Below are 11,872 nucleotides of genomic sequence, written 5' to 3'. Positions count from 1 at the left end.
CCGACCATGCAAAGCCAACCCGGCAATCCCTTCGTCGTCGCCCAGGCCCCCGCCGAGCAGCGCGCCGCCTTCATTCGCGAAACCTACTTCACCCTCGCGGGTGCCATCTTCGCCTTCGTGGCCTTGGAAGCCGTCTTCATCGGCTCCTCCTGGGCACCCGACGTCGTCCGCCTCATGACCGGCGGCCAATACAGTTGGCTCATCGTGCTCGGCGCCTTCATGGGCGTCTCATGGCTCGCCGACGCCTGGGCACGCTCCAATGTGTCGCAGGCCCTGCAATACGTCGGCCTCGGGCTCTTCGTCGCTGCCGAAGCCTTCCTCTTTTTGCCGCTGCTCTACATCGCGTCCAACTTCAGTTCGCCCGATGTCATTCCGATGGCCGCCATCATCACCGGCCTGCTCTTCGCCGGCCTCACCGCCACGGCCTTCATGACCCGCAAGGACTTCTCCTTCATGCGCGGCATCCTCGCCATCGGCGGTTTCGTCGCGCTCGGCGTCATCGTCTGCAGCATGCTCTTTGGCTTCCAACTCGGCCTCCTCTTCTCGGCCGTCATGGTGCTCTTTGCCGGTGGTTCGATCCTCTACACGACTTCGAACATCATCCACCACTACCGCACCGACCAACCCGTCGCCGCGGCCCTCGCGCTGTTCTCCAGCGTCATGCTGCTCTTCTGGTATGTGCTGCGCATTCTGATGGCCGCCCGCCGCTGAGGCGCGCTCGCCCCCTCGCCCTCCACCGCGTCACCGACCAGTGATCCGGTCTCTCGACCAATCATCCCAGGTGCATTGCACCCCGAGCTGAAACCGGTTTCACCGGTTGCCGGCTTCTCCCCTAATCCGTTTCACCATGCGCTCTCTTTCCCTCCGCCCTTTCCTCGCGGCCGTCGCCTCCTGCCTTTTGCCGCTCACCGCCCTCCACGCCGCGTGGCTGCCCGAAATCGAAGGTCTGCCCTACGACCCGATCCTCTCCTCCGGCCAACTCGACAACGGCATGCGCTATCTCCACGCGCAGACGACCGATAAAAACAACCGCGTCAGCGTGCGTCTCATCGTCAACGCCGGCTCCAATCACGAGGAGGACGACGAGCTCGGCTACGCGCACTTCGTGGAACACATGGCGTTCAACGGCACCCGCAACTTCCCCGCCGATACCCTGCGCGCCACCCTCGCCCGCGCTGGCGTGCGCATCGGCCCCGAGGTCAACGCCTTCACCTCGCCTTCCCACACGGTCTACCAACTCGACCTACCCAACGACGACCCCGCCACCTTCGAGCTCGCCCTCCAAGTCATGCGCGACTGGTGCGACGGCCTCAAAATCGAAGCCCGCGAGGTGAAGCGCGAAGCCAAGGTCATCCTCGCCGAGATCAATGCCCGCGGCCTCGTCGCCGGCCCTTTCGCCCAGGAGCGTATGGGTTTCGTCTACCCGGACCATCCGCTCGGTGAACGTAACCCCGCCGGCACCCCGCACAGCGTCGACCGCGCCCGCGCCGACGACCTGCGCGACTTCTACGAGCGCTGGTATCGCCCCGACAATGTCGTGCTCGCCATCGTGGCCGACAAACCCTCCGCCGAGATCGATGCCGCTGTCGCCCGCCACTTCGGCAGCTTTCGCGCCCGCGGTCCGCTCGCCCCGCAACCCTCCGCGCCCCCCGCTGTCAACCCGTCCTCCCCGCGCCTGCACTGGACCCAGATCGGCCCCATCAAGTCCTTCAACTTCGAGATCATCCACACCCGCCCCACGCCCGCCACCGACTCGGTCGAAAACTTCCGCCAAAGCCTCATCACTCAACTCGCCCTCCAAGTCATCCAGTCGCGCCTCAACCGCCAGGTGCTTTTCGCGCCCTCCGAGGTCGAACGTCTCCAAATCTACGAGGCCTCGCCGTCCCCCGACGTTGCCGAGCTCACCCTTTCCGTCAGCGGTCGCCCCGAGCATTGGAAAACCCTCCTCCACACCCTGCTCACCGAATACCGCGGCCTGCGCAAATACGGCTTCCTCCCCGAGGAGGTCGCAGACGCCCGCGAGGTGTTGCTCAACCGCATCACCTACGAGGAGAGCCATCCGTCGCACGCCGACGTGCCCGCCTACGCGTCCCGCCTCACCGACGCCGTGCGTTACCAACGTGTGCTTCCGGCCGATGCCACCACCCACGCCCTCGCCCGCGAGATCCTGCCCACGCTCACGCCGGAAACCTGTCGCGAAGCCTTGGCCGACTACCTCGCCACCGGCCAGGCCCGCTACTTCATCTACGGCGACCTCGGCGAAGCCGGCATGAGCAAAAACCTCGTCGAAGCCCTCCAAGAGGGCACCCGCCTCGAGCTCACCCCGCCGTCCGTCAACGAGGACCTCGAGTTCCCCTACACCTCCTTCGGCGAGCCCGCCGCCATCGTCTCCGAGCGCACCGATCCCGCCACCGACGTGGAACAGGTCCACTACGCCAACGGCGTGACCTTCAACTTCAAACCGACCTCCTTCGAGCAGGACACCGTCGAGTTCATCGTGCGCCTCAAGAACGGCGGCCACCTGCGCACCGATCCCGCCCAGCCCGGCGTGCCCGAGGTGGCGGAAGCCGCCCTCATCGCCGGCGGACTCGGCCAACTCGACATCGCCGGCATCACCCGTGCCCTCGATGGCCACGCCGCCGAGATCACCTTCGCCGTCACCGAGGACGCCCTCCTCTTCACCGGCTCCACCGAACGCGAACAACTCCCCCTCCTCTGCCGCATCGTTGCCGCCTACCTGACCGATCCTGCCCTCGCCGAAAACGCCGTCAGCCACGCCGTGGCCGAAAGCATCGCCGCCGCCGATCGCGCCTTCAACCAGGCCGAGGCCTCCCTCGCCGCCAACTTCCACTACGCCCTCGCGCATGAAGATCCGCGCCTCGCCGCTCCCCTCGAAGATGACCTGAAAAACATCCTGCCCGCCGACCTCCGTGCCTGGCTCGAACCCCAGTTCGCCGCCCTCCCCATCGAGGTTTCCATCGTCGGCGACATCAACTCCGACCTCGCCCGCGATGCCGTCGCCGCGACCTTCGGTTCCCTGCCGCCACGCCAGCCCCTGCCCGCGCCCCCCCCGTTCAACTGGCTGCGCGAGGACCAGACTTTCCACGCCTCGTCCTACAGCCAACGCGCCGCCACCGCCGTGCTTTGGCCCATCCCGGTCGACGGCTCCGTGCGCCAACGTCGCGAGTTGGAACTGCTCTCCAAGTGCGTCGGCGAACGGGTCGTCGAGCGCCTCCGCGAAGACACCGGCCTCACCTACTCGCCGCGCATCGAAACCTTCTTCCCGGAGACGGACGACTCGGTGGGCTACCTCCGTTTCTCGCTCATCACCCAACTGCGCTACGTCGAACGCGCCGCCCGCGAAATCCGCAAGGTGGGCGACCAACTCGCGAGCCGCGGCATCGACGATGACCTCCTGCTGCAAGCCCTCAACCCCGCGCTCAACAGCCTCGACGCCCAACTGCGCAGCAACCGCTATTGGCTGCACAGCGTGCTCGACGGATTGTCGGAACACCCCGAACAACTCACTTACGCCGACAGTCGTCGCACCGATCTGGAGTCGATCAGCGCCCAGCGCCTAAGCGAACTCGCCCGCCAATACCTCGACAAAAACCAAGCCATCGAGCTCTACGCCGGCACCGGCGAAAAAGGCAAAAGCATGTTCTGAGCGCCGGGGCTCGCCTCCCGCGGGCCGCGCTTTCGCCAGCACAATAAAATGTAGCAGCGGCCGTGTCGGCCGCTCCCTCCTGCCCCTCCGATCTGTGCACCTCTGTGCCATCTGTGGTTTAAAGCTTCGTCCCCGCCTTCCTGCACAGAGCCGACAATCACGCTCACTGCGCAACTTGCGCACGCACGCCACCTGACCATCGTCGGGTCATGCCGTCCAAGCCGCCCCGCCCCACCGTCAAAACCCGCGAAGACGCGCTCGCCTACGTGCAGCGCATCGGCGTGTGCACCCTCTTCAGCAGCAAAGGCTCCGGCTTGCCCGCGCTCTGGGATGTCGTCGCCCTCCCCGCCGAAGGTGGTGGTCGCACCAAGTGGGGCGCTCGCGTCGAAGCCATCTGGGCGTGGAAAAACGAGCTGCCCGCGGCCTACCCCGACGACGTCTTCTACGGCAAAATCAAAGGCGGCCACGCCGTGCTCATGTCGATGGACCACCTCCGCGACGTGCACTACCCGGCCGCCCACCAGCCCGTGAGCGCCTGCAGCGAACTCGCCCAAAAACTCTACGACATCATCCGCGTCGACCCGACCGAAACCGCCGAACTCCGCACCCTCGCCATCGAACGCACCCGCTGCACGAAGAGCCGTTTCGAGACCGCGCTCAAGCAGCTCCAAATCACCCTCAACATCGCCCGCACCAACGACCCCGACGCGACCAACGACCGCTGGGTCCCCTGGTCCGAACAATACCCCGACATCGGATGACTTTGTGTAAGGTCGCAAATCCGGCCATGTAGGCCGCGACCTTGGTCGCGCTACGCTGCCCCTCCGCGCCCATCGTTCAACCATCCACCTCATGGTCCGCGTTTCGCAGCCCGCCCCTTGATGAAAATAGCCACCTCACGTTCTCTCTGCTTCTTCGGCATCAGCCTCGTCGCTATGTTCGTATCCGGCTGCAACCGCCACGTCGCCACGGAGTCCCAAGGATGGAACTATCCCGGTGCAAAACTCGTGGACAGCGAGACCATCGACTCAACGCCGGGTGCCACGCGGACGAGCTACCAAACAACTGACGACCCCGAGGTGGTTCAAGATTACTACCTGCGTCAGTTCGCGGGGCCGGATTGGCAACTCAACAACCTCCAGACCAACCGAATCTCCCGCAATGGGATCCACTCCGGCGGCATGAGCGGTCTTTCCTCCGACGAGGATCAGTTCATGCAGATCAACATCCTCCGCGATGGCTCCTCGGAAACCTTGATCGTGGTGACCCACGTGCCGGACCTTCCGGCGGTGCGTGAGGCACGGCGCCCATCCACTGAGCAAGTCGAACCATCCTCAGCTGAATCGCTCATCCCGGATTTGCCGAGCGAGCCCCCCTCGCATGGCTGGCCCTCTTTGGGTCGCATCATTCAACTCATCAATGCGCGAGACGCCGAGGGCCTCCACACCATGGGATCCGAAGAATTTCAGCGTCAGAACCCCGTCCAATTTTTGAAACCAGCTCTCGAGCGCCTGCATATCGAATCGGAGCGGACCTTGCTCACCGCCATCGATAATGAAGACGTCGGAATGGTCGTATATAGAGCCGAGCTGACGACTGACGGTCGCTGGTCTCAATTAACGGGTGTGATGTTTTGGTCCCGCGAGGACGGAACCTGGCGCTTCCACAATCTACCCTTTCTCTCACATGAGGGCGCGCTCCCTTCCATCGTAACCAAAGCACTACGGCCACAGTAAGGCAGTTCCCGCGCCGCCCCCTCCGGGCCGCGTCTGCGTCACGATCGGCCTCGCCCCGTCCTCACGTCCACATCCTCACGCCCCCTTCCTCACGTCGCCAAATTCACCGCCCGCACCAACCCCGCTTGCTTCGCCGCCTCGCATCACTCTAATCGCCCCCCATGCGGACCGTTCTTCTGTTGGTTTCGGCGCTATGGCTTTCCGCGACTCACCTGCCCGCCGCCGAGATTTCCTCCCCCACCGCTTCCGCCTGGCCCCGTGAAGCGGAGGGCATCCTCACCGACCCAACCATCACGTGGGGCACCCTGCCCAACGGGCTGCGTTACGCGATCAAGCGTCAACCGCACCCTGTCGGCACCGCCAGCCTGCGCATGCTCGTGCTCGCCGGCTCCCTCCACGAAAACGACGACGAACGCGGCGTGGCCCACTTTGTCGAGCACATGGCTTTCAACGGCACGCGGAAGTTTCGCGGCGAATCCCTCAGCGCCGAACTCGAAAAAGCCGGCATCCGCTTCGGCCCCGACGTCACCGCCTTCACCTGGCCGTCCCATACCATCTACCATCTCGACCTGCCGTCAGCCGCTCCCGAGAAACTCGACCTCGCCTTCAGCGTCCTGCGCGAATGGGGCAGCGAGCTGCTCTTCCAACGCCGCGAGGTGGAACGCGAACGCGGCGTCCTCATCTCCGAGTTTCGCACCCGCGGCCAGAACGCCCACGCCCTCTACCAGAACCGCCTCAACTTCCTCTACCCCGAGTCGCTGCTCTCCCGCCGCATCGTCTCCGGCACGCCCGAGGAGATCGAGAAGACGCCCCGCGATCACCTCATCGCCTTCTACCAACGTTGGTATCGCCCCGATAACGTCATCCTCGTGGCCGCCGGCGACTTTGCACCGGCCGATATCGCCGCTCGCATCGCAGCTCACTTTGCCGATTGGGAACGCCCCGCCGACCCGCTCCCCTCCCTCGAACTCGGCACGATCCGCAATCAACCGAGCACCCAAGCTAAACTGGTCGTCAACGAAGAGGTGAAGTCCTTCGTGGCCGAGCTTGCCCTCGTCGCCTCCCGCGACCCGGCCACCGCCGATACCCTCACCACCCGCCGCCGCGGCCTCGCCCTGCAACTCGCCCTCGCCGCCCTCCAACGCCGTTTCGAGCTCATCGCCCGCGCCCAGCCCGGCACCTTCGGCAACCTCGGCGTCAACCTCAACAGCCCCACGCCCTTCAACGAGGAGCTCGTGTTCTACGCCGAGAGCAAGCCCGACAACTGGCCGCTACTCGCCAGCACCCTGCTCGACGAATACCGCCGCCTCCGCATCTACGGCTTCACCACCGAGGAACTCGCCGCCCCCCGCGACAATCTCCTGCGAGGAAACGAATACGCCACGCGCCACGGCGACACCGAACCTGCCGTCAATTTCGCCGCGCGCCTCGCCTCCACGCTCCTCTGGGGCAACCAGCCCACCGCCCCAGCCTTTAACTACGCCTTCGCCTCCGAGCACCTCCCCGCCATCACCCCGGAGGAATGTCTCGACGCCCTGCGCCCCTTCTTCGCCGAAGGTTTCCCCGGCATGCAGCTCACCTCCGCCTCCGCCGCCATGCTCACGGCCGACGAGGTTGCGACCCACATCAACGCCGTCATCACCCGCGAACTCTCTCCACCCACCGCCACCGAGCGTATCGACTTTCCGTATACGGATTTCGGCCCGCCCGGCGAGGTCGTGACCCGGCGCCATGACGAGTCCCTCGACGTGCACATGCTGGAGTTTGCCAACGGCCTGAAACTCAACCTCAAGCGCACCACCTTCACCGCCGATTCTGTGTTCCTCACCGTCCGCCTCGACAACGGCGGTCAACTCGCCGAACCCCGCGGGATGCACGGCGTCGCCGCCCTCGCTCAATCGGTCCTGCCCTCCGGTGGACTCAACCAACTGCCCGCCGAACAACTCGCCGGCGCCCTCGCCGGCCACTTCGTGCGCCTGTCCTTCGATATCAACGCCTCGACCATGTCCTTCAACGGCAGCGCCGACGTCGAGGAGCTCAACCTCCTGCTCCAACTCCTCACCGCCTACCTGACCGATGCCGCCATGGACGACGAATCCTTCGCCACCGCGCGCGAAGGAATTCGCAGCTGGTCCGCCACCGCCTTGCTCGACGCCCAGCGCGCCGTCGGATCCTTCAGCGCCGACGTCTTTTACCAGGAGGATGACCGTTTCACCCTCATCCCTCCCGAACAGCTCGATCAGCTCAACGCCCAGATGGTGCGCGCATGGATCAGCAACCGCCTCGACCGCGCGCCCATGGAAATCGGTCTGGTCGGCGACTTCGACCTCGAGACCGCCATCGCCGCCGTCGCCTCGACCCTCGGCACGCTGCCGCCGGCCAAGGAGCCCGCCGCCCTCGACCGTCTGCCGCCCTTCAACCTCGAACGCGGCGCCGCCCTGCGCTTTCTGCCCGTGCAGTCCGGCGAACCCCAGGCCTCCCTGCTCTTCGCCTGGCCCGTCGACGCCGTCGGCGAAGCCCGCCGCCGCCGCACGCTCGAGATCCTCTCCCACGTCCTCGGCAATCGGGTGTTGGAGGACATCCGTGAAAACCTCGGTGCCACCTACGCGCCCTCCGTGAGTTATTGGACCAGTGAGGTGTATCCGGAACAGGGATACCTGCAGGCCAGCATCACCGTGGCCCCCGCCGATGTCGCCGAAGCCCAGAAACATCTCACCAAGATCGCCCAACGCCTGGCCAAACGCGGCATCAAACGGGAGGAGCTGGAACGCGCCAAAGCCCCGCTCATCGACGGCGTCGACGCTCAGCTCAACTCCAACGGCTATTGGATCCGCCACGTCGTCTCCGCCGCCCAGACCAACCCGGAGGCCCTCCAACTCCCGCACACCCGCCTGAGCGACCTCCAGTCGATCAGCGAAAAGGAGGTCGAACGCCTCGCCCGCGAAGTCCTCTCCACCCGCCAATTCATCCGCATCCTCGCCATCCCGCCCGGCACGAGGCTGGAGTGAGCCGCCGCTCTGTCCGCTGTAGCCGGCCGCGGTGAGGCCGGTCCGGGGTCATTCTCGCTCCCGTATTTGAGTCGATATCAATAAAACGGATACGCCATCCGCAATCCGAGTCGGGCGTAAAGCCCGACCCACAGAGGAGGAGATCTTAGTGCTTTGCTGTGGGTCGGGCTTTACGCCCGACACCCGTCCAGGTCGCCCGACACTGCTCAGCGCACCTGCAGGGTGTCGCCGCCGAAGGTGATGCCTTTGCTCGGGATCTCGACCGCCTTGCGATCGCCGTCCTTGTGCATGCGACCCGCGATCCAGGCGTCGTAACCCGTGGCCTGCGCCGCGGCGACCGTGGCCTCGGCATCCTTGGGGTCGACGTAGGCCGCGAAGCCCACGCCCATGTTGTAGGTGGCGTAAGCTTCCTTCAGCTCGATCGGCCCCTTCTCCATCATGAACTTGAACAGCGCCGGCTCGTCGCGCGTCTCCGTGATCTCATACACGAAGGGCTCATCGAGGCGCATCAGCTTGCGCCAGCCGTGACCGGTGACGTGCGACACGTAGTTCAACTTGATGCCGCGCACCTGGCACTCCCGCACAAACTTCACGTAGATCACCGACGGTGCCAGCAGCGCCTCGCCGTAGGTGCGCTCATCACCGAAACCGAGCGGCGTGGCGTATCCTTCCGGCAACTGGTCGGCGATCTTGCGGCAGAGCGTGAGGCCGTTGGTCTGCACGCCCGAGGACGCCAGAAACACCAGCACGTCGCCGTCCTTGGCATCGCCCATGATGCGCAGAGACTTAGGCGCAAGTCGGCCCACGGCCGAGCCCGCGAGGCAAATTGTATCCGGTTCGATGATACCTTTGAGCGTCGGCGTTTCGCCGCCGCCCCACACCGCGCCCGACATGCGGCAGGCCTCGGCCCAGCCGTCGACCAGCGCCTGCGTGCGTTGCGCGTCACCAAACCAGCCCGAGTCGCCCACCGCCGCGTGCATCGCCAGCGAAGTCGGCAGCGCGCCGCAGGTGATCAGATCGTTGACGATCGTCGCGACCGTATCGATCGCCACCTCGCGGTAGAAACACTTGCCCGACTGCTTGTAGACCGCGTCAGCCACCAGATTCTTGGTGCCCAGTCCCTCCTCGACGTGCGCGAGGAAGTGGTCGTCGGCCTCCATCAGATAGCAGCTCTCGCCGCGCGTCTCCGCCGGCTCACGGTAGCCATGACCGTCGAGCAGATCGGCCGTGCCCCGCGCCGCCTTTTGACAGGCCCGCTTGAAGGCATCGAGTTCGTCATAACGGACACCGGAAGATTCGTAGGAAAGGCTCATGGGAAATATTTCTAAACCACGGATGGACACGGATAGGCTTCACTAACGTTCCGCCGACCAAGCCGGGGTTGGATAAGTTAATTAAGAAACAAAATTCGCGAAGCGGTAGCGGAGCGCATCCGTGTCCATCCGTGGTTTAAAACCAAAACGTTCAATAACTGCGGCGGTCGGAGTTTTCGAAGAAGTTGATGTAGGCCTGATTCACCACGCGGAAGCCGCCCGCGGTGGGGAAGTCGCCGGTGAAGAACCAGTCGCCCGAGTGATTCGGCACCGCGGAGTGCAGGTTCTCGACGCTCTGGAAAATCACTTCGACGTCGCCCGCCCAATCGACGTTTTGCGGATACACGATGCGGGCGATGCGCGCCGAGATCTCCTCCGGCGTGAAGGGCTCGTAGATCTTTTTGACGTGGTTGACCGCTTCCTCGGTCTCCACCGCCCGGCGGCAGTGGCGATACACTTCGCCCAGCAGCTCTTCCTTGCCGTTTTCCTTGAGCAACTCGACCGCCGCTTCGAAGGCGATGAATTTGCCGATCTCCGACATGTCGATGCCGTAACAATCCGGGTAACGGATCTGCGGCGCCGTCGACACGATCACGATCTTCTTCGGGTTGAGGCGGGTGAGGATGCGCAGGATGGATTTGCGCAAGGTGGTGCCGCGCACGATCGAATCGTCGACGCACACGAGGTTGTCCTTCCCGGGATCGACCGAGCCGTAGGTGATGTCGTAAACGTGGCTGGCGAGGTGGTTGCGCATGCCTTCCTGGCCGATGAAGGTGCGCAGCTTGATGTCCTTGCTCACCACCTTCTCGCTGCGCGGCCAATTGCGCAGGATGAGATCGTCGAGCTTCTCCGGCGTGAGCGTGCCGTCCTGCGAGCGGCGCAGGATTTCATCCTTCACCTCCGTGCGACGACGTTCGCGCAGCGCCGAGACCAGACCGTAGTAGGCGACTTCGGCGGTGTTGGGAATGAAGCTGAACACCGTGTTGCCCCAGTCGTGGTCGACGGAAGCCAGCACCTGATCCGCCAATTTGGCGCCCAGCGTCTTTCGCTCGCGGTAGATATCGATGTCGTTGCCGCGCGAGAAATAGATCCGCTCGAACGAGCAGGACGTGCGCGGCAGCTCCTCGCGGAAGGCTTTGATGGTGCGGGTGCCGTCCTTCTTGATCACCATCACGCTGGCGGGCGGCATCTCTTCCACATCGGCGAGTTCGAGATCAAAGACCGTCATGAGCGGCGCGCGCTCGGAAGCGACCGCGATGACTTCGTCGTTCTCAAAATAGAAACACGGGCGGATGCCCGACGGGTCGCGCACGATGAAGGCGTCGCCGTTGCCGACCGCGCCGGCCAGCACGTAACCGCCGTCCCACTTCTCGCCGGCGCGCTGAATCACGCGGTGCACGTCGAGGTCGCGGCAGATCTGCGCCGAAATCTCTTTGCCCGGCATCTTCTGCTCACGCAACTGGCGGTAGAGATCGTCGTGCTCCTCATCGAGGTAGAATCCCACCTTCTCCAACAGCGCCTGCGTGTCGGTGGCGAAGATCGGGTGCTGCCCCATCGCGATCAGGTTGCGATTCAGCTCATCCGTATTGGTGAGGTTAAAATTGCCGCACAGCGCCAGATTGCGCGTCGGCCACGGACTGCGGCGGAAAAACGGGTGACAGGAACTCTGGCTGTAGCCGCCGCTGGTGCCGTAGCGCAAATGGCCGAGGAGGAGCTCACCACCGAAGTCGAACTGCTCCTTCACCGTCTTGGCGAACTCCGGGTGAGCGTCGCCGTGCGAGACCAGCTTGTTGTAGTCGCCCAGCAGGCGCTTGAAGATGCGGTCCAGCGGATTGGCCTTCACGCAGCGCTCGCGGAACATGAACGGGTCGCCCGCCGGCACATCAAATTTCACGCAAGCCACGCCCGCGCCATCCTGGCCACGGTTGTGCTGCTTCTCCATCAGGAGGAAGAGCTTGGTGAAGCCCCACAGCGGCGTGCCGTATTTCTCCTGATAATATTGGAGCGGCTTCTTCAGCCGCACCATCGCGATACCGCACTCGTGGGTGATCTTGTCGCTCATTGGGAGCGGGCGCGGTGAGATCGCGGCGCAGCGCCGCGGGTTGGGACGAGGCCGAAGGGGGCGGCCGGTTCAGCGGATGAAGTTCT

7 protein-coding genes are annotated in these 11,872 nt (G+C 64.7%); 5 read left to right on the top strand and 2 right to left on the bottom strand.

Going from position 1 to position 11,872, the window contains the following annotated elements; all coding sequences use genetic code 11:
* The first annotated feature begins 6 nt into the window (after positions 1 to 6).
* From K1X11_RS21865 to K1X11_RS21845, 5 genes are all read left to right on the top strand, one after another.
* Entirely contained in the window at positions 7 to 711 is a 705-nt protein-coding gene (locus K1X11_RS21865) for a Bax inhibitor-1/YccA family protein (RefSeq protein WP_221030365.1), read from the top strand.
* Positions 712 to 847: 136 nt separating this feature from the next.
* Positions 848 to 3,667, top strand: coding sequence for a M16 family metallopeptidase (locus K1X11_RS21860; RefSeq protein ID WP_221030366.1), 2,820 nt, complete (start codon positions 848 to 850; stop codon positions 3,665 to 3,667).
* Positions 3,668 to 3,876: 209 nt separating this feature from the next.
* A complete protein-coding gene (locus K1X11_RS21855; RefSeq protein WP_221030367.1) occupies positions 3,877 to 4,428 on the top strand; it encodes an AlkZ-related protein in 552 nt (183 codons plus the stop codon).
* A gap of 120 nt (positions 4,429 to 4,548) precedes the next feature.
* The gene (locus K1X11_RS21850) at positions 4,549 to 5,403 is read left to right on the top strand and encodes a hypothetical protein (RefSeq protein WP_221030368.1); all 855 of its coding nucleotides are present in this window, start codon (positions 4,549 to 4,551) and stop codon (positions 5,401 to 5,403) included.
* Between the two features lie 161 nt (positions 5,404 to 5,564).
* On the top strand, positions 5,565 to 8,411 hold the full coding sequence (locus K1X11_RS21845; protein WP_221030369.1) for a M16 family metallopeptidase: 2,847 nt from the start codon (positions 5,565 to 5,567) through the stop codon (positions 8,409 to 8,411).
* Between the two features lie 206 nt (positions 8,412 to 8,617).
* Here the strand turns inward: K1X11_RS21845 and K1X11_RS21840 are convergent, their stop codons facing one another.
* Entirely contained in the window at positions 8,618 to 9,724 is a 1,107-nt protein-coding gene (locus K1X11_RS21840) for an AIR synthase-related protein (protein ID WP_221030370.1), read from the bottom strand.
* Positions 9,725 to 9,875: 151 nt separating this feature from the next.
* On the bottom strand, positions 9,876 to 11,786 hold the full coding sequence (locus tag K1X11_RS21835; protein WP_221030371.1) for an amidophosphoribosyltransferase: 1,911 nt from the start codon (positions 11,784 to 11,786) through the stop codon (positions 9,876 to 9,878).
* Positions 11,787 to 11,872 lie beyond the last annotated feature (86 nt).

It is taken from the genome of Actomonas aquatica, assembly GCF_019679435.2.
GTDB classification, from domain to species: Bacteria; Verrucomicrobiota; Verrucomicrobiia; order Opitutales; family Opitutaceae; genus Actomonas; species Actomonas aquatica.
The sequence above is the reverse complement of the archived record's forward strand: the minus strand, read 5'-3'. Positions and strand labels throughout refer to the sequence as shown.

What these genes read in the sequence shown, in the direction of transcription:
- K1X11_RS21865 (WP_221030365.1), top strand. Translation starts at nt 7, where the DNA reads ATGCAAAGCCAACCCGGCAATCCCTTCGTCGTCGCCCAGGCCCCCGCC.
- K1X11_RS21860 (WP_221030366.1), top strand. Translation starts at nt 848, where the DNA reads ATGCGCTCTCTTTCCCTCCGCCCTTTCCTCGCGGCCGTCGCCTCCTGC.
- K1X11_RS21855 (WP_221030367.1), top strand. Translation starts at nt 3,877, where the DNA reads ATGCCGTCCAAGCCGCCCCGCCCCACCGTCAAAACCCGCGAAGACGCG.
- K1X11_RS21850 (WP_221030368.1), top strand. Translation starts at nt 4,549, where the DNA reads ATGAAAATAGCCACCTCACGTTCTCTCTGCTTCTTCGGCATCAGCCTC.
- K1X11_RS21845 (WP_221030369.1), top strand. Translation starts at nt 5,565, where the DNA reads ATGCGGACCGTTCTTCTGTTGGTTTCGGCGCTATGGCTTTCCGCGACT.
- K1X11_RS21840 (WP_221030370.1), bottom strand. Translation starts at nt 9,724, where the DNA reads ATGAGCCTTTCCTACGAATCTTCCGGTGTCCGTTATGACGAACTCGAT.
- K1X11_RS21835 (WP_221030371.1), bottom strand. Translation starts at nt 11,786, where the DNA reads ATGAGCGACAAGATCACCCACGAGTGCGGTATCGCGATGGTGCGGCTG.